General features: G+C 43.1%; 11 protein-coding genes and 1 pseudogene. 2 read left to right on the top strand and 10 right to left on the bottom strand.

The features are described 5' to 3' along the window. Positions 1-203 precede the first annotated feature (203 nt). Positions 204-1,184 (top strand): 6-phosphofructokinase, encoded by a 981-nt coding sequence (gene pfkA / locus AB5217_RS20705; protein ID WP_004297914.1) that lies wholly within the window; start codon positions 204-206, stop codon positions 1,182-1,184. A gap of 745 nt (positions 1,185-1,929) precedes the next feature. Here the strand turns inward: pfkA and AB5217_RS20700 are convergent. The 9 genes and pseudogenes from AB5217_RS20700 to AB5217_RS20660 form a co-directional block, all read right to left on the bottom strand. After that, on the bottom strand, positions 1,930-3,138 hold the full coding sequence (locus tag AB5217_RS20700) for a PepSY-associated TM helix domain-containing protein (protein WP_008650288.1): 1,209 nt from the start codon (positions 3,136-3,138) through the stop codon (positions 1,930-1,932). A gap of 89 nt (positions 3,139-3,227) precedes the next feature. Beyond that, a complete protein-coding gene (locus AB5217_RS20695; RefSeq protein ID WP_022200164.1) occupies positions 3,228-4,616 on the bottom strand; it encodes a DUF4374 domain-containing protein in 1,389 nt (462 codons plus the stop codon). Between the two features lie 40 nt (positions 4,617-4,656). Beyond that, positions 4,657-7,074: pseudogene (locus AB5217_RS20690) on the bottom strand (TonB-dependent receptor). Positions 7,075-7,266: 192 nt separating this feature from the next. Further along, positions 7,267-8,118 carry an SDR family oxidoreductase gene (locus AB5217_RS20685; RefSeq protein WP_022200166.1) on the bottom strand — a complete coding sequence of 284 codons (852 nt, stop codon included), beginning with the start codon at positions 8,116-8,118 and terminating at the stop codon, positions 7,267-7,269. Continuing rightward, a complete protein-coding gene (locus AB5217_RS20680; protein WP_004312420.1) occupies positions 8,115-9,338 on the bottom strand; it encodes an NADH:flavin oxidoreductase in 1,224 nt (407 codons plus the stop codon). Before AB5217_RS20680 ends, AB5217_RS20685 begins: the two co-directional genes overlap by 4 nt. 51 nt (positions 9,339-9,389) lie before the next feature. Continuing rightward, the gene (locus AB5217_RS20675) at positions 9,390-10,151 is read right to left on the bottom strand and encodes a DUF1295 domain-containing protein (protein WP_004299486.1); all 762 of its coding nucleotides are present in this window, start codon (positions 10,149-10,151) and stop codon (positions 9,390-9,392) included. 193 nt (positions 10,152-10,344) lie between these two features. Next, positions 10,345-11,688, bottom strand: a complete 1,344-nt coding sequence (locus tag AB5217_RS20670; protein WP_004299485.1) for a citrate/2-methylcitrate synthase — start codon at positions 11,686-11,688, stop codon at positions 10,345-10,347. Between the two features lie 20 nt (positions 11,689-11,708). After that, on the bottom strand, positions 11,709-12,905 hold the full coding sequence (gene icd, locus AB5217_RS20665; protein WP_032843982.1) for an NADP-dependent isocitrate dehydrogenase: 1,197 nt from the start codon (positions 12,903-12,905) through the stop codon (positions 11,709-11,711). Positions 12,906-12,908: 3 nt separating this feature from the next. Further along, the gene (locus tag AB5217_RS20660) at positions 12,909-15,152 is read right to left on the bottom strand and encodes an aconitate hydratase (protein WP_004299483.1); all 2,244 of its coding nucleotides are present in this window, start codon (positions 15,150-15,152) and stop codon (positions 12,909-12,911) included. A gap of 66 nt (positions 15,153-15,218) precedes the next feature. On the opposite strand from AB5217_RS20660, the gene AB5217_RS20655 reads away from it, so the two are divergent. Then, on the top strand, positions 15,219-17,156 hold the full coding sequence (locus tag AB5217_RS20655; protein ID WP_050486497.1) for an AAA domain-containing protein: 1,938 nt from the start codon (positions 15,219-15,221) through the stop codon (positions 17,154-17,156). A gap of 143 nt (positions 17,157-17,299) precedes the next feature. Here the strand turns inward: AB5217_RS20655 and AB5217_RS20650 are convergent, their stop codons facing one another. After that, positions 17,300-19,261: an LruC domain-containing protein gene (locus AB5217_RS20650; RefSeq protein ID WP_004327318.1), complete on the bottom strand. Its 1,962-nt coding sequence runs from the start codon at positions 19,259-19,261 to the stop codon at positions 17,300-17,302. Between the last annotated feature and the right edge of the window lie 147 nt (positions 19,262-19,408).

Raw genomic sequence — 19,408 nt, 5'->3', positions numbered from 1 at the left:
TAATTGCTTTATTCATAAAAGAATAATAGCAAAGCAACATAAGAAAAAACGGCAAAGTAACACGAATGAATAAAAAGAAAGCAAGAAAGGGCTATTTGAACATTTTTAATGTTTTCTTCATACGAAAAAAAACTTCATAACCGCTGCTTTCAACTTTTTATTGTACATTTGCCGCGTCAAACTAATTAATGAGAGATTGTTATATGGGAACAGTTAAGTGTATCGGAATTTTGACCTCCGGAGGTGATGCTCCGGGAATGAACGCTGCTATACGTGCAGTGACACGTGCAGCCATCTACAATGGATTGCAAGTTAAAGGTATATACAGAGGATATAAAGGTCTGGTTACAGGTGAAATCAAAGAATTCAAGAGTCAGAATGTGAGTAACATCATCCAGTTGGGTGGTACTATCCTGAAAACGGCACGTTGTAAAGAGTTCACGACTCCGGAAGGTCGTCAGTTGGCTTATGACAACATGAAAAAAGAAGGCATCGATGCTTTGGTTATCATTGGTGGAGACGGCTCACTGACAGGTGCGCGTATCTTTGCACAGGAATTTGATGTTCCATGTATCGGACTGCCGGGAACTATTGACAACGACCTTTATGGTACAGATACGACCATCGGATATGATACTGCATTGAATACCATATTGGATGCCGTAGATAAGATTCGCGACACAGCCACTTCACATGAACGTTTGTTCTTCGTTGAAGTTATGGGACGTGATGCCGGTTTCCTTGCGTTGAACGGAGCTATCGCTTCGGGTGCGGAAGCTGCCATTATTCCGGAATTCAGTACGGAAGTCGACCAACTGGAAGAGTTTATCAAAAACGGATTCCGCAAATCAAAAAACAGTAGCATTGTATTGGTAGCCGAAAGCGAACTGACAGGAGGAGCCATGCATTATGCCGAACGTGTGAAAAACGAATATCCGCAATATGATGTACGTGTGACGATTTTAGGTCACCTGCAACGTGGTGGTAGCCCAACTGCCCACGACCGTATCCTGGCAAGCCGCCTCGGTGCTGCTGCTATCGATGCTATTATGGAAGATCAACGTAACGTAATGATCGGAATCGAACATGATGAAATCGTTTACGTACCGTTCAGCAAGGCTATTAAGAATGACAAACCAATCAAGAGAGATCTTGTCACTGTATTGAAAGAGCTTTCAATCTAATCTTTTTATTTTTAGGAGTTCAGCTTATATCAGTATATAAGATAAAGAGCGGTGGATGAACGGGAGATTTCCTTATCATTCACCGCTCTTCTTTCATTTATTCAATGCTTCTTTTCACCACAGAGGACACGGAGGACACAGAGGTGAATTTGTTTTATGACTTACGGTTGCGACCCTAATTTTGATGCGTAATCCTCCTACTATAAAGTTGAAAAAACATGAAAACATCTGCCACCTGCAACCAAACGCGTGTAATACACTAGTTAATAGATAGTTGTAACGTTGCGGATACTGTTGCAGATAGGTTGCAGATCAAAGTATCTGCCACACAGTATAAGCCTTGCAAAGCCAATTCTCCATGGGTGCAAAAGTTTATTGTATACATTAACTTCCCGTTTCCAGGCGGGGAACTGTCGTTTCCGGCATTAGAAATTACAGTTTCCACGGCAGGAAACGAGAGTTTCTAAGGCGGGACACTACAGTTTCTACGTAAGGATACTGTCGTTTCCCCGTAGAGACACCACAATTTCTCCATAGGGTCCCCCAATTATCCCATAGCTTTGCACAAAGGGATCAAGGCTTTTTCTTTGATTATATAACGTGTTGCAGATACTTTATCTGCAACCTATCTGCCACAGGTATCTGCAACGTTACAACTATCTATTAACTAGTGTATTACACGCTTTTCGTTGCAGGTGGCAGATGTTTTTATGTTTTTCAACTTTATAGTAGGAAAAAATTTCATTCATTTCCGTACCTTTATGAGTCTTTTTATCCATAAATAATATCCAGTCAGTGGTAGTGCAGACCCCAATAAGGCAGCAATAAAGGTAAGTATGCGAGTAAACATTCCTCCCCAGTTACCAACATGCACAGAATAAATCCAACCACGAATCTTTCCCGACTTGTCTTGATGTTGATAAAGACTTGTTTCTGTAAATTCACCATTATCCGTATTGAAAGAATAACGGTCAGATGCCCGCTGATTACCGAAACGGTTGAAAGACACGCTTGCCGTACCAGAAGAAATACTGATTTGCTTATACTCCGGATTCTGACGTCTTAGTTTATCATAAATCTCTTGCCAATAAACGAATGGTGAAGTTACCGAGTACATATCACTATGATTGTTTTCCGGACGTCTGCTTCTTTCACCCTTTCGAACCTCATTTCCTTCTCTTTTCTTTTCCCGATGGGCTGCCAGTTTGGTATTTCTCTTTTGAGCATCACTTTTCTGTTCATGTCCTTGGGCGGCACGTTGCTGTACTTCTACCCCGAAGACCTTATAGAAAGCCGTCCGATACCACGGAAAAGACCAGGTCAACCCCGTCAGTGCCATAGCCAGTAGAAAGATCAGAGCATACATTCCACCTGCCACATGCAAGTCATACCAAAACCTTCTCCAACCTTTTGTTGCTGTTATTTTCAGGCTATTCTTCAATGCTTTACGTGTACGCGGCCACCAAATGACAATTCCCGAAATCAGTACAAAAACAAGTAAAAGCGTACTGACACCTACAATCATTTTGCCCCAAAAGATTCCTTCATTTCCCGGATTCATACTATCCAGAAGCCAGCGATGCATTCGGAACATAAACATAAAAAAGCCGCTACGCTCGCTTTTTCCTTTTACTTCGCCCGTATACTGGTCTACATACAAAGATGCACGACGTGGTTTGGAAAGACTAACCTGATACGCACGTCCGGGATCAGAAGATATGCTGACACCGGTCACCGCTACACTGTCAGGCAATGTCGTCGCCACTTTTTCAAGCAACTTATCCATAGGAAGAGGAGACCCCTTTACCGTTTCTACGTAGTAAAGGTCGCGTCGAAACCACTCATTCGCCTCATTTTCAAATACCAGCATGGCACCGGAGAAGCAGACAAGAGTTATTATCAGTCCGAAAGGGACGGAAAGCCACAAATGTATCTTTCTGAATATTTTTTTCATGTTTTCATTACTATTTCTTGAAAAAGCCTGCAAAGCTTTCCGCTCGGCAGGCTTTTATCTACAAAAGATTCTCTATTTAACCGACTGTATTATTTTGAAAGATATTCCATCTTACCTACCGTAGTGATAGCGTCAGCCTCTACCGTTAAACCTTTGACTGCCTTGCCTGTTTTTGCGTCTATTTTATAGAAGGCCGGTTTCTCGCCCGTAGTCACAGTGACAGCCATATAAGCATACCCTTTTTCTCCATAAGGCTCGCCACCAAACTTTCCGTCAGCCGGCAGACCTGTAACAGGCATAATCGTCTGATCTTCCGCCTTGAAAACAGCTAATTCGCTAACATCTGCACTTGTACCACCATTAATCATATCTTCCGCTCCATTTTTATACAATTGAAGCAGGAAGTAATCTTCAGAGATGTGCCAGCAACGGAAAATAGGATGTTTAGTGCCTATCTCTTCAAAGTTCACATAGTAATCCGGATCGAAATCTGTTGCGCCTGCTTTGATACGCATTGCGCCCGAAGGCTTCTGTCCTGTTACCTTCTTCAAATCTGAAGATGAAACTGCCGTACGTCCATATCCGGGAGAGAACACATAGACGTCACCATTATCAGCGGCCCAAATAGTCTGATAATATTGTGAACGCATACGACCGCATGCATAGCCTATTTTATCAGTCTTGGCAATCACCGGAGTCTCATTGAAGTTCGTGCCACTATAAATTGCCACATAAGCATTATCCGGGTATTGTGTAGAAGGAATGACACCGGCTGTATATGCACCGCTGCCGCTACCACCGTCAGTCTTAGTCACAAGTTCCTGATCTGTCACAGCTTCCGGCCATTTTTTAATACCGTACTTACTCATTCCCATTAGGATGACAGATGTATAAATCTTATTGTTAGCTTCAACCAGACCTGCCCATGAAACTTTTTCACCATTACCCAAGTAATTTTCGGCAAGCAAGGTACCCTCTTCCTGACTGCCATCGGTCGCATCCAAATAGTTGAACAACAATGCTTGAGCCACATTCTGATCCTCATCTGTTATTTTCGAGTCCCCGGTGGAAACAGTCACCACTTTATCCCTCCAGGTTCCATAAGACGTGATACGATTATAAGTGTATGTGTACTTTTCTTTCATTTTACCATCTGCCCCCAGATAATAGGAAGCTCCTGTACCTGCGCCACCTTTATTATAAACTAAAGCAAACACATAATCCAATCCTTTATATACCCAATAGGTACCGCCAATCACTTCGGTTCCATTCCCTTGGGTCGACACTGTTCCTTCATCCAAAGAATTGGCTACTACCAAATAACTTGCTTCACCGGTTGTGGCAGCCACCACATAAGTCGTTTCTCCATCAATTGGCGGGTTATCCACCGGATGATTATCATCGTCGCAAGATGCCACAAACACACCGCTACTCAAGCAAAAAGCTACGGCAAAAGCCTGTAATAAAAACTTCCTCATATATTCTTCATTATTGATTGATACTAAAAACTTACTCTTATTATTTACCGAAAAATACTCTGAACTTTCCATAGAATGCGCGCCCCGCTTTTTGCAGGCTAAAATTGTCAAACAGTTGGGCATCGGTGAAATTCCGACATTCAAATGATACATTATAACGTCCATTCTTCATGGTGTAGGACAAAGACAGATTATGAGAAAACTGTTCCGGCACCATATTCTTTGAATCTTTATCTCCGAGATTCTCCCAGTAAAGAGGAAAATCGTGCTGCCAGTAGCTATCATAGCCGATGCTCAATACATTTCCTTTGACAAACAGGTCATTCCAATAAAAATTTGCATTGATATTAGCATAACGATAGGGCAGATTCGGCATACGCACTTTATAGTGCATGCTTTCTTGCAAAGAGGAACCCGCCAGAAACTTTTCGTAATCACGAGTATCGATGCTATTAAATGTTCCTCCTATATCAAACCAATGCGAGAAGCTATAAAGCAATGACAAATTATACCCTTTGGTCCTTACGTGACCGTGGTTCTCATAATATCCGTAGCTTGTTCCTCCCAATACGTCCAGTCCTCTTTTTATGTAATCTTTCGTATCCCGATATATCAAACCGGCCTCGGCATACAATCCATGCTTGCCAAACTGATGATTATAGCTGAAACTCAAATTGACATTATCACTTTTCTCCGGTTTCAGATTCATTTTACCAGCTTCAAGGTCTTCATCTCCAAAGAGTTCGTCCGTGGTCGGCAGGCGGAAAGCCTTTTCGTACGAAAGTTTCACCTGAAGATCTTTCCATATAAAATAGGTATCTGCCGCTCCATATCCAAGAGCGCTTGCCGTATTGGACAGATTGATATAATTGCCTATTCCATCTGTATTCTGCGATACCGGTCCCTTGTTGTATTGCCGGTAATATTTGGCAAATGCCGACACATTCCATCTGTCCGACGGCATCAGACGGTAAGAAAGCCCGCTGACGTTTTTACGGGTGATTTTAGGAATAGAAAAGTCCGTGAATTTGGAAGAAGCACCAATGGTAGAGCGGCTCGTACGTTCAAAATCACTGATTACATGACTGAAAGTAAACGTATGTGCCTGTCCGATATGATAATTCATCTTCAGCGTCCCATTCCAGTTTCTATTTTTAGATTCACTGTTCTGGTAAGACTGTTCTCCCCGGCTGCCTTTTTCATAAAAATCTCCACGCCAGTTGTAAGCCCGCGAAGCGGTATCGACATTATTGGTGATATTATGATTATAATTGGCAGTCAACAGCAGATCCAGGTTTTTCACCAGTAAGTTCTTTTTGTAATATTCTAAAGAAGGGACCAACGAATGTCCTTTGCGGAATTTTTCACCGAACACGACATCTTGATAAACGCCTGTTTGTATCTCTTTATAGAAATGGGAATAATTGAAACTCAACGCCAAACGGTCTGCCCATTTCTTTCCTACCAAGCCGATTTTTCCAATCACGGCTTCATTATGATACTGGTCATTAAAACGTTTCAGATGATAAATCTTATTTTTGTCAAGTGGCGGAAAACGTACGCTTCCATCTTCTTTAATCTCAAATTCGCGTACATAAGTGTCCACATAATAATCATTATCCGAGAAATTTTGAAAAGCATTGACCTCATACATGAAACCATTTTTGAACGTTTGTCCGAAGCGCACGTATGATTTATGAGTATTAAACGATCCGTAAGAATAGGAAGCATCCATAAACCACTTTCCGGGTTGTTTGTTGGTGACAATATTAACCACTCCCCCAATAGCATCGGTTCCGAATCCTACGGGAACTACTCCTTTATAGACTTCTATACGGTCAGCAAAATTAATAGGAACATTGTTCAAATCGAATGCAGCACCGGCTCCTTCCTGTGGTATGCCGTCAATGAAGATTTTCACATGTTTTCCGCTAAAGCCATCGATATACAATTGCATATCCGACCCCACTCCACCTGATTCGCGGAGTTTTACACCGGGCACTTTAGTCAGTGCACCTGCCAAAGTCTGCGTACTGTTATGCAATTTCTTCGCATCAATGGCTACCGCATTAAAAGCAGACTGATTCACACGGCCGACTCCAGATGTCGTGACCAGCACCTCTCCCAGTTCTTTTACCGCCGGCGCGATAGTGACGTTTACTTTTATTCTTTCTCCCTTGGCTAATTTAACTTTCTTTTCTACCGTTTGATAACCGATAGCCGAAACGACGAGTGTATATTATTCACCTGCTGTCGTTTTCAAATGATATATACCTTTTTCATCTGTATAGCATCCTTGGTTGGTTCCTTTCAGATAAACTGTCGCAAAATCCACCACTTCTTTCTCTGTGGACATCACTCTGCCCGAAATTAAACTACTACGGTGACGCCCCTGTTGTGAATATACGGATACGGAAAACAAGAATGCCAGAAAAACCAAAAAACATTTATTGCTCATCTCCTTTTTACCTTTTTACTTTATAACCTTTTCATTGTTCTAAAAGCGATGCAAAGGTAAGCAGAAAGAGGGATGCCAAACAATCCCTATCTATTGGTAAAAATAAGACAACAAAAATGAGGTATATAGATATGTACAATACCTATATATAAGTAAATACTAGATAATTTAAATAAAAAAAGAAAAGAAAACCTACTTCAGCCAACTCGCCAACGCACGTTCCGTTATCTCCCACAACTGCTCTTTCTGCACATGATTCGTGTATTTATCAGACAAGTTTTTCCGGTGGTTATTGACATACAGTTGTCCTGTCACACCAGCTTCCTTTTCGTCCAACAGTAAACCGATTGCCGTAGAAGCCCCTTTCTTGGGTTTACGGATAAAAGGACGGAAAAAAATATCCGTCAACGGATCGAACCACTTGTGCATAGTGATGATATCAGTAGAAACAATTCCCGGATCCGCAGCATTGACGCTAATCCCTTTCTCTCGAAGTTGCTCGGAAAGTTCGAAAGTAAACAATAATAAAGCCAGCTTCGTGTTACTGTAAACAGGAATCCTCCAAAACGTTCCCGTTTTCCCTCTATGAAAGAAATCCGGGAAGTCGAGCTTGCCGATTGCGTATGTACAGGAAACCATATTTACGATACGCGCTCCACGCACCATCAGCGGAATTAATTTCCGGGTAAGCAGATAAGGTCCCATGTAGTTCACACTTACCGTTCGTTCGAATCCTTCGGAAGTAGTATGAAAACCTGTCTCCATCGTTCCGGCATTATTCATTAACAAAGAGATGGGAAGATTCCTTTCTAAGATCTGACTGGCAAAAGCAACTACGGATTGCATGGAAGATAAGTCAATAGCCATAACCTCCAAATCCGGGTTTCCGGTTTCCTTGCTCAAACATTCACGAACAACCTCCGCTTTCTTCGGATGATAACAAGCCATAATGATTCGATAACCGGCTTTGGCTACGGCACGTGTTATTTCTGTTCCCATTCCTCCGTCCGCACCGGTGATGATTGCCCATTTCATTTCACTCATTTTTTCTCCAGTTTATCAATTTCCTTTTGTAAAGAGGAAGGTAATTGTTCTTTCAAATGTTGATGACAAGCCATTTCTATCGTATACATACGTCCTATGCAATAATTACTGTGTCCACAGTTGCAGCGTGCTTGTTCTTCCTGTTTCATCCGGTTCACGAACCCCGGTTCGTTGAGCAAAGCTCTCGCCATCTGCACGGCATCAAAACCGGAATCGAGCACTTCATCTATTTTCTGACGGGAAACAAGACCACCGACATAAATCAACGGCGCATCCGGAAGAGCCGCACGGAATTTCAGTGCATCTTCAAGGAAATAAGCCTCTTTGAAGGGTACAGAGGGGATCATCCATTTGCCAAACATACGGACTCCGTATTTCAGCCACCAACAATTCATATAGTAAGACATCGAACGAATCGGCATGGCCCCTCTCATTACATACATCGGCGCTTTGCTGACAAAACCACCACTCAACACCAATCCATGAGCGCCAAGTTCCAACAGACGTTTGGCCACTTGTATGGATTCGTCTATCTCCATTCCTCCTTTGAAGCCGTCGCGCATATTCATTTTTACGAAAACTGCCATATCATTGCCCGCCGCTTTCATCACTTCTTCCATCACCATATCCATAAAACGCATCCGGTTTTCGAGCGAACCGCCATATTCATCTTTCCGATGATTGGTGTAGGGAGACAGGAATTGACTAATCAAATAGCCGTGCCCCGCATGTACTTCAACGGCGTCAAACCCGGCTTTCCTCGCCAGATTGACTGCATTTCCATACGCTTTCGCCATTTCCGGAAGCTCCTCTTTTTCCATTCCACGCACAAACGTAGGAGAATAGAGGTTGAAGCCTGAAGATGCGGATATAGGAGTGACACCACATATATTTTTATGGGACATATTTCCACAATGCCCGATTTGTATACCTACTGCGGCACCTTCATCGTGCACGGCTTTTGTCAGTTCATGTAAACGGGGAATAATGGACGGACGCAACCACAATTGACGGTCGAAAGAAAGTCCGCTTTGTGTCACGGCAGCATAAGCCACTGTTGTCATACCCACTCCCCCCGCAGCTACCGACCGATGGTAATCCAGCAACATCTGCGTGGGAGTATTCTCCGGACACATGCTCTCAAAAGCTGCCGAACGGATCGTTCGATTCCGCAGCGTCAAAGGGCCAAAGGTGACCGGGCTAAAAAGTTTAGATTCCATAGTAGTTGATATTTTATTTAAGTCATACGTAAATCATGATGAAAAACGCCCCTAATAAAGGAAAGGGAACACTCGTTTCCGTTCTCCCACTGCGTCTCCGAATTCTTCGCGGTAACGGCACCAAATAGCGTTGGCACGGGGAACAAGGTTAGCAATCGTCCACCAAAGGAAGACCAGGCCGGAAAGTGAACAAGTGAGTATCGCCCAACCTGCCCATTCTACTATCTCACCGAAATAGTTGGCGGAAGTGACATAACGGTACATTCCTTTTTGAGGCAGATAATGCCGGGTGTCTCCCGGTTTGCGCAAATGTCGGATGATATAATCCGACTGCCAGTTCAACAGCATACCTGCGAAAAAGAGCAGTGTACCGATAATAAACCACGGTGAAGTGAACCAACCGGCTTGATACATCGTTTCGGGAGCAAGATAGAAAATCCATTTTCCTTGCATATAGCCATTCAGCAAATTAAAAAGAACTCCCATCGACATGATTGCCAGCGGCATCTTACTTTTTCCTTTCAATAGCAAAGGGAAGATGAAAGCACGCTGAAAATAGTGAATTTGAAAGAAGAGGAAGAAAGTGAAAATCACCGGCTCGAACCGACGTTCGGAATAGATCCACATCACACACATCACCACAAAAACCGGAGCTTCCATCAATATCCAGGCTAGTTTATTGGAGATAGCTACGCCCCACGATGCTGTGCGGAAAATACCATATCCGGCTTTCACAAAGTAAAGGGCGATAAAAACAAACAAAGCAATCAGGCTCATCACCCCCAGAAACAGATTAAAAGTATCTATACTCATACCGATCTATTTTGTAACACGCAAAAATAACAAAAATGAGATAAACGACGATACAAAAAATAGAAAGAATCTGAAGTACATTCTTTTACGAACATAAAAAAGGAGAAAATGTAAAATTTCCCGGATGCGCTTCTGAAATGATCGGGCACACATCCGGGATTACTTATCTATTCAATAAAAGGATTTGTTCTTATCAGCGTTTCTTAATTGGGATATAAGCCAAATCATCAAGTACATTTTTATAAGCCGGGCGGATAATCCGTTTACCGTCGAAAGTCAATTCTTCATTGCGGTGTGCACACCAGCCTACGATACGTGCCATGGCAAACAGTGGAGTGAAGATTTCCTGCGGCAAACCGATCATTTCATACACGAAGCCCGAATAGAAGTCGATATTGCTGGACACTGTCTTTCCGTTGTTTTTAACCCGTCCGAAAGTAGCGATGGCACGTTCTTCTAGCAGTTCGAGGAAAGCAAATTCGCTTTCTCTGCCTTTTTCACGGGCAAGGTCGCGAGCCAGTTCTTTCAATAGAAGAGCACGAGGGTCGGAGATGGTATAAACGGCATGTCCGATACCATAGATCAGTCCGGTCTTGTTATACACTTCTTTGTTCAACATTCGGGTGTAGTAAGTGTCTATCTCATCTACACTTGTCCAGTCTTTGATATTTTCCTTCAGGTGCTGGAACATGTCGGCAACCTGAATATTGGCACCTCCGTGAAGCGGGCCTTTCAGCGAACCGATACCAGCGGCGATGGCCGAATAAGTATCTGTTCCGGTAGAAGAAGTTACGCGAACGGTGAAAGTGGAGTTATTACCACCACCGTGCTCTGCCTGAAGAATCAATAACAAATCGAGGGTGCGTGCATCCAGTTCGGTATAGTCTTTTTTCAGCATATACAGGAAATTCTCGGCAATAGAGAGCTTTTCCTGCGGATGGCGGATATGCAGAGAACGTCCGAAAGTAGCATGACGAAGCATATTATAAGCATAAGCAATGATAGTGGGGAACTTTGAAATCAGTTCAATACTCTGACGCATCAAGTTATCCCGAGAGGTATCATCCGCATTTGCGTCAAAACGATACATTTCGAGTACGCTGCGTGAAAGAATATTCATGATGTTGTTTCCTTCCAACTCGATGATGTTCATTTTCGTTTTCTGTTCCAACGGCATATTGTCGTTAATCAACTCACGGAAAGAAAGCAATTCTTCTTTATCCGGCAGACGCCCGGAAAGCAATAGGTAAGCCACTTCTTCGAAGCCAAAGCGTTTCTCTTTGATTATAGCGTGAGAAATATCTTCTACATCATAACCGCGATAGAACAGTTTTCCCGGTATGGGTTTCAACCCACCACCCGGAACACGTTCATATCCTACTACATTACCGATTCTGGTTAAACCTACCAATACACCTGTGCCGTCTTCATTACGCAATCCGCGCTTCACATCAAACTTGGAGAACAATTCTGTATCAATCCGGGTAGCTTCCTTCATTTCCTCGGAAAGCTTGTAAATCAAGTACTCTTTTTTCATCTTTCTTCGTTTTTTATTCGTTACTTTTGTTTTTCAATTCTTTCCACGATCTCACGAGTGAAAGCGGAAGTAGAGAGGGAGGTTCCATTCGGCATAAAACGGGCTAAATCGTGTGTAGCACGAGCGTCCAGGAAGCTTTGTTCCAAGGCTTTCTCTATCAGAGCAGCCGCTTCTTTCCAGTCAAAATATTCGAGCATCATTACTGCCGAAAGGATTATAGAACAAGGGTTCACTACATCTTTTCCCGCAATATTGGGAGCTGTTCCGTGAGTCGCTTCAAAGATGGCATGACCTGTCTGGTAGTTGATATTTGCTCCCGGAGCAATGCCGATACCGCCTACCATGGCCGCCAGTTGGTCGGAAACGTAGTCTCCGTTGAGGTTTAAGGTGGCTATCACGGAATATTCTTCGGGAATCAGGAGTGTATTTTGTAAGAAAGCATCCGCAATGCAATCTTTTATCACCAGTCTGCCATCTGCCAAAGCATCGCCAAATTCACGTTGCGCCAGTTCGTAGCCCCATTTTTTGAAACCACCTTCGGTAAACTTCATGATATTCCCTTTATGCACCAGCGTTACGGAAGGCAAATGATGGTCGAGCGCATACTGGCAGGCAGCACGCACAAGACGCTCCGTGCCCTCACGTGATACAGGTTTCACACCGAAAGAAGAGGTTTCCGGGAAACGGACTTTTGTCACGCCCATTTCGTCTTTCAGGAATTGATAGAACTTTTCAGCTTCCGGAGTTCCGGCTTCCCATTCGATACCTGCATAAATATCTTCCGTATTTTCACGGAACACACACATGTTCACTTTCTCCGGTGATTTGACAGGCGACTGTACTCCCTGATACCAACGAACCGGACGAAGACAGACGTATAAATCAAGTGTCTGACGCAGTGCTACGTTCAACGAACGGATTCCACCTCCGACAGGAGTTGTCAACGGACCTTTGATTCCTACCAGGTATTCCTGAAAAGTTTCCATTGTTTCATCCGGCAACCAGGAACCAGTCGCGTTGAAGGAACGTTCTCCCGCCAACACTTCTTTCCATTCGATCCGACGTTTGCCACTATATGCTTTCCGGATAGCTGCATCCACTACGGCTTGCATGGCAGGAGTCACTTCGGCTCCTACTCCATCGCCGGTAATATAAGGTACGGTAGGCACATCGGGTACCAACAACGTACCATCTGTTTGCATGGTTATTTTGCTCATTTTTTATCTTGCATTTAAGGCAGAACCGGCACGAAACCAGGCTATCTGCTGTTCATTATAGGTATGTTGCACTTCAAAACTTTCTTTCGTTCCGTCTTCGTGATGAAGAATAATCGTCAGATTGCGCCCCGGTGCGAAATGGACTAAGCCTGATACGGACAGAAGATCGTGTTCCCGAATTTTATCATAGTCTGCTTTATCTACAAAAGTAAGAGCAAGCATTCCTTGTTTTTTCAGGTTTGTTTCGTGGATACGGGCAAAACTCTTAGCCAAAATGACACGTACATTGAGGAAGCGTGGTTCCATGGCTGCATGTTCACGGCTGGAACCTTCTCCATAATTCTCTTCGGCAACAACAATAGACGGAATACCTTCGGACTTATACATCTTTGCCGTACCGGAAACTGTTCCATAAGTATTTGTCGAACGATTCCAAACACGGTTCGTTTCACCATTGAAAACATTGACAGCTCCCATCAGCATATTGTCGGAAATATTCTCCAAATGTCCACGGAAGCGGAGCCACGGACCTGCCATAGAGATATGGTCGGTAGTACATTTTCCCTGTGCTTTAATCAATAAAGGCATGTTCAGCAAGTCCTGTCCGTCCCATGCCGGGAAAGGAGTCAGAAGCTGGAGACGTTGGGAATCCGGTTTTACCCTGATTTCCGTTTTTGCTCCGTGGGGGGCAATATATCCCTCATTTCCCTGTTCAAAACCTTTCAAAGGAAGTTCATCTCCTACAGGCTCGGAGAGTTTCACTTTTTCTCCGTTATGATTCACCAATCTGTCTTTCAACGGGTTGAAACAGAGATCACCGGCTATCGTTAACGCCATCGTTAGTTCCGGAGAAGCTACAAACGCATAGGTGTTGGGATTACCGTCAGCACGTTTGGCAAAATTACGGTTAAAAGAGGTGACGATTGAGTTTTTCCGTGTCGGATCGTCCGTCTCACGTTTCCACTGACCGATACAAGGTCCACAAGCATTTGCCATAATCGTGGCTCCCAGCCGTTCAAAAGCCTCAATCATACCGTCTCTTTCGGCAGTAGCCCGGATTTGCTCCGAACCCGGATTGACGATCAGCGGAGAAGCAACGCTCAAATTCTTTTCTGTCACCTGCTTTGCCAAAGAAGCTGCACGGCTCAAATCCTGATAAGAAGAATTGGTACATGAACCTATCAAGCCCACCTCCATTTTACGGGGATAGCCGTTCAATAACACTTTTTCTGCAAATTCAGAGATAGGAGTAGCGGCATCCGGTGTAAATGGCCCGTTTATATAAGGTTCGAGTTCTGACAAGTCTATTTCAATTACACGGTCGTAATAGTTGGATGGTTCGTTGGTCACAATGTCGTCTGCACGAAGGTCTGCACCAACAGATTCAGCCCAATCGACTACACAATCTCTTCCGGTAGCTCTCAAATAAGTAGCCATGCGTCCGTCAAAGGGGAACAAAGAGGTAGTAGCTCCAACTTCGGCACCCATATTGCAAATGGTAGCTTTCCCGGTAGCAGAAAGGGATTCAGTTCCGGGACCAAAATATTCGATAATAGCATTCGTTCCTCCTTTTACGGTAAGGATGCCGGCCAATTTCAGGATTACATCTTTCGGAGAGGTCCAACCGCTTAGTTTTCCGGTCAGACGGACACCGATAATCTTCGGCATTTTCAGCTCCCATTCCATTCCTGTCATCACATCCACGGCATCCGCACCACCAACACCGATAGCCACCATGCCCAGTCCGCCTGCATTAGGCGTATGAGAGTCTGTTCCCACCATCATACCGCCGGGGAAAGCATAGTTTTCGAGCACCACCTGATGGATAATTCCTGCTCCCGGTTTCCAGAAGCCGATGCCATAACGGGAAGATACATCACGGAGGAAGTCGTATACTTCTTCATTAGTCAGTCTTGCCGTAGCAATATCCGCCTTTGCACCTTTATACGCCTGTATCAAATGATCGCAATGTACTGTCGAAGGCACAGCCACCTGATCCTTACCTGCATTCATAAATTGAAGCAAAGCCATCTGCGCAGTTGCATCCTGCATAGCCACACGGTCGGGACGGAAATTCACATAATCCTCCCCCCGTTTGTAATCTTTCAAATCGGCTACATCATACAGATGAGCATACAAAATTTTCTCGGCCAACGTCAAAGGGCGTTTCAGTATAGCCCGTACGTGTTCTACCTTTCCTTTATAAGCAGCGTAGAAAGCTTCTAACATAGTCACATCATATACCATATTGCTTTTTGTTTTTTTAGTCTATCTATTAAAATAACGAACGACGTTCGAGTAATGTTTAACAAAATGAAATATTTTTTCTACCCGGAACGAAGATTTGTTACCTTTGCGCCTATTATGAGTAATAATCCGAAAAGTCCCATTATAGACCTTCAGCAACAGCAACTCCTCCTGCGGATGGAGTATGAATATGAGAAGGAAGAATTTAAGCGGCAGACCGAAACAATGGGCGTTGCCCGTAAAGTGAAGCGCGGTCTCTGCTGGTATCCTGTCTCTCTTGGTCGAAGTTACTACAATTCGCTGAATCAGCTTGTAATAGATATTACACGGACCGAAAATAAAGAAATAGAGCATTCCTTTGAGTTCGGCCGTCCTGTTTGCTTTTTCCACCAGTCATTCGAAGGAAAAGTGAAGTACATGAATTTCATCGCTACTGTCAGCTTTGCCGACGAAGAACGAATGGTCGTTGTACTCCCCGGAGCGGGAGCTTTAGCGGAACTGCAAACTGACGGTATACTGGGAGTACAACTTTATTTTGACGAAACATCGTACCGGGCCATGTTCGAGGCACTGGAAGACACGATACGCGCCAAAGACAACCGCCTGGCGGAACTGCGCGACATTTTGTTGGGTACCCAAAAGCCGGGATTCCGCGAATTATATCCTGTCCGCTTCCCATGGCTGAACAGTACACAGGAAACAGCAGTCAACAAGGTGCTATGTACGCGTGATGTATCTATTGTTCACGGTCCTCCGGGAACCGGAAAGACAACGACTCTTGTCGAAGCGATTTACGAAACATTGCACCGGGAACCACAAGTGCTTGTTTGTGCGCAAAGCAACACGGCTGTCGACTGGATTTGTGAGAAACTGGTAGACCGGGGAGTACCCGTGCTCCGCATTGGAAATCCAACCCGAGTCAACGACAAAATGCTTTCATCCACCTACGAACGCCGGTTCGAAAGTCATCCTGCCTATCCGGAGCTTTGGGGAATCCGTAAATCTATCCGCGAAATGGGTAGCCGGATGCGCCGGGGTAGTTATTCTGAACGGGAAGGAATGCGTAATCGCATGAGTCGTCTCCGCGACCGCGCCACGGAGTTGGAAATACAAATCAATGCCGATCTTTTCGACAGTGCCCGCGTGATTGCTTCTACCCTAGTCAGCAGCAACCACCGCCTGCTCAACGGACGTCGTTTTTCGACTTTATTCATTGACGAAGCTGCACAAGCCCTCGAAGCTGCCTGCTGGATCGCTATCCGCAAAGCAGACCGGGTCATCCTTGCAGGAGATCATTGTCAACTTCCGCCGACTATCAAATGTATAGAAGCCTCCCGTGGAGGATTGGATCATACATTAATGGAAAAAGTCGTTCAGCAAAAACCTTCTGCGGTTTCTTTACTAAAAGTACAGTACAGAATGCATGAAGCCATCATGCAGTTTCCCTCCGACTGGTTTTATCATGGAGAACTGGAAGCTGCTCCGGAAGTACGCTATCGGGGGATTCTTGATTTCGACACTCCCATGAACTGGATCGATACTTCAGAGATGGACTTTCACGAAGACTTTGTAGGCGAAAGTTTCGGACGCATCAATAAGCAGGAAGCTAACCTATTACTGCAAGAACTGGAAACTTACATCGAACGTATCGGCAAAAAGCGAATACTGGATGAAAGAATTGATTTCGGTCTGATTTCGCCATACAAGGCACAAGTGCAATATTTGAGAGGAAAAATAAAAGGAAGCAGCTTTTTACGCCCTTTCCGCAGCCTCATCACCGTAAATACGGTAGACGGCTTTCAGGGACAGGAGCGAGACGTTATTTTCATCAGTCTTGTACGTGCCAACGAGGATGGACAGATTGGATTCCTGAATGATTTGCGAAGAATGAATGTAGCGATTACAAGGGCACGAATGAAGCTTGTTATATTAGGAGATGCCTCCACCCTTACCAAACATCCTTTCTATAAAAGATTGATGTTATTCATTAAAAAGGAGGATTAAATACTTAATCCTCCTTTTAACAAAGCACACTTTCTCCCGAAACCACACTTTTTTTAACACAAACAAAACAAACAATATTTTACATCAGTACTATTCTTAATTTTTCATCCTCAAAGATAGTCGATTATTCTAATGCACTCCAACTATTTCCACCATTTTATTTGCGGATCGCGCGTTTTTGCCCATTCTGCAAATTTAGGATATGTTTTATCAATGCGCTGATTCTCCTTTTTAAGATCTAAATTCAAAATAGAAGCATCCAAACGAGCATCTACATGAATTGCAAACGGAAAACCATCTTTGCAAATGAAATAGGTACCATCTACATCACCACGAGAAATATCAGCTCCGGAAGGGAAACGATTATTCGCACCAGTCGTCGGCTTATGATCTGTCAGATGGACTTCTGTGGCAGAGTTGAATACTTTTATAAAAGGATTATAAGGAGCTACCACCACTGATTTATCAAGAGTAGGATTATTAAATTGTATGGATACCGTATATGTCTTCTCTTGAATATTCTGATTAATCATATCCTCCGCATTCACATTGGATACTCCCAATTCAGCTTTAGCATCCTTGAATAATGTTATCACATTACCTGAATAGGAAGAAGCTTCACTACCATTAACCGTTACTTTAGAAGCTTTACTCAAATCGAAAGGAACTTCATAAGCAAACGAGTTCTTATAATTAGCTCCCGTCCAAGCCAAGGTGAACTTATCAATAATATTAAGAACCTTATTATCTATATTATAATCAACGCTTGACTGATATTTCATGACTACATCATTCAAGTCATAATCTCCTTGTTCCGGCCAGTTATCTTCAAAGCCAAGCACTCCAGAATACATTTCTGTTCCTTGTCGATCACCCGGATTAGGAACATCCGGAACTTCAATAGCAGCAATAGGATTAGAAGAGATAACGAAAGCAACATCATTATAGTCATTTTCACCGTTTTTCCAGTCTTCCATAGTGATAACATTCACTCTATCACCTGCTTTATTTTTTGCTGCAAAAATTGCAGTGTGAGAAATTTTGTCACTATTCAAAGATTTGGTTGAGTAGAACATATTCCCATTAGCCTTGGCATTTACCCAGCCATTATTCCATATCAAGAAACCAATCTTTGTATTTGCCGGAATACGTTCCGGGTCCTTTTGAGGGAAATTACCAGTCTCATTTATATATTTTAAATTAACTGCAACCCCACTATAATAACCTAAACTATTTCCATGTGCGTTAGGAAATATGACACATGCATGCTTTGTTGCCTTCCTTATTTCATCAGTAGAAGCATCTTTCGGATAGCAATAATAAGCAAATACACTTTTCGCTCCTGTGTCTCCCCCAAAATAGTTAATAACGACATTTGCATCTTCTTTTATCAGAATATCAGCATTATCAGTAACTAAAGGTCCTACGTTATTCTTTCCTTCCGGAAAATATGTCGTTATATAACTCTTGAGAGTTGCATCCACGTTGATCTTCTTAGAAGCATCCAAATAGTCAGGCTTACCTGAATTTGCATTCCAAGTTCCTAATACGTTCGGGATTACATCTGTAATAAATTTCACCGCAGCCCTTGTTTGTGCACTTCTCGTTGATGAATCCACAGGAGTAACATCAAGAACATTCTCGAAGGTTATTTTTGCGCTGACATCCGAACCGACAACTTTAGTTTTATACAAAGTCGGCACACCAAAATCCGGAGAATAAATATAAACTTCTGAAACTGCTGTCGGGAAAGAAGCCGGTTTGATATAACGTCCTTGTATATCTGTAAATCCGGTTGCAATGTGTGACACCCCTGCTTTCTTTATAATCTGACCGCCTTCTGCCACATAAGAAAGCGGATTTTCAGCATAAACTTCAAAATAAGCCCTAGGACATTCCTTTCCATAATCAATATTCAATTGAATATTTTTAGTAGTGGCAAAGTCGAAATAGTTATCTAAAGTAACTTCTTCTTTATCTCCTGAATTAGCAGGATCATATACATCTTTCTGTAAACAGCTTGAGAAAGCAACAGAAACAACACTGATAACACATGCTAATTTAGCAATGTTAATCATTCTTTGGGGTAAGTTAAAACACATCATACTTCTCGTTCATTTTATTTGATAGTGCAAATATAAACATAAACTTGCATATTTTAATCACATTATTGATATATTTTTCAAAAAAAAGTTTCTGCAAGCTTCACCTACCCATTTTTAAATATCTTATTAATAAAAGAAGGAGAAAGC

This window comes from Bacteroides sp. MSSM.1001136sp1_RTP21357st2_D2_RTP21359_211015 (assembly GCF_040913205.1).
Classification (GTDB): Bacteria; Bacteroidota; Bacteroidia; order Bacteroidales; family Bacteroidaceae; genus Bacteroides; species Bacteroides ovatus.
The sequence above is the reverse complement of the archived record's forward strand: the minus strand, read 5'-3'. Positions and strand labels throughout refer to the sequence as shown.

Excerpts from the sequence above, each read along its gene's own strand:
- AB5217_RS20695 (WP_022200164.1), bottom strand. The coding sequence starts at position 4,616 with ATGAGGAAGTTTTTATTACAGGCTTTTGCCGTAGCTTTTTGCTTGAGT.
- AB5217_RS20680 (WP_004312420.1), bottom strand. The coding sequence starts at position 9,338 with ATGGAATCTAAACTTTTTAGCCCGGTCACCTTTGGCCCTTTGACGCTG.
- AB5217_RS20655 (WP_050486497.1), top strand. The coding sequence starts at position 15,219 with ATGAAATATTTTTTCTACCCGGAACGAAGATTTGTTACCTTTGCGCCT.
- AB5217_RS20685 (WP_022200166.1), bottom strand. The coding sequence starts at position 8,118 with ATGAGTGAAATGAAATGGGCAATCATCACCGGTGCGGACGGAGGAATG.
- AB5217_RS20670 (WP_004299485.1), bottom strand. The coding sequence starts at position 11,688 with ATGAAAAAAGAGTACTTGATTTACAAGCTTTCCGAGGAAATGAAGGAA.
- pfkA (WP_004297914.1), top strand. The coding sequence starts at position 204 with ATGGGAACAGTTAAGTGTATCGGAATTTTGACCTCCGGAGGTGATGCT.
- AB5217_RS20675 (WP_004299486.1), bottom strand. The coding sequence starts at position 10,151 with ATGAGTATAGATACTTTTAATCTGTTTCTGGGGGTGATGAGCCTGATT.
- AB5217_RS20660 (WP_004299483.1), bottom strand. The coding sequence starts at position 15,152 with ATGGTATATGATGTGACTATGTTAGAAGCTTTCTACGCTGCTTATAAA.
- AB5217_RS20700 (WP_008650288.1), bottom strand. The coding sequence starts at position 3,138 with ATGAAAAAAATATTCAGAAAGATACATTTGTGGCTTTCCGTCCCTTTC.
- AB5217_RS20650 (WP_004327318.1), bottom strand. The coding sequence starts at position 19,261 with ATGATGTGTTTTAACTTACCCCAAAGAATGATTAACATTGCTAAATTA.
- icd (WP_032843982.1), bottom strand. The coding sequence starts at position 12,905 with ATGAGCAAAATAACCATGCAAACAGATGGTACGTTGTTGGTACCCGAT.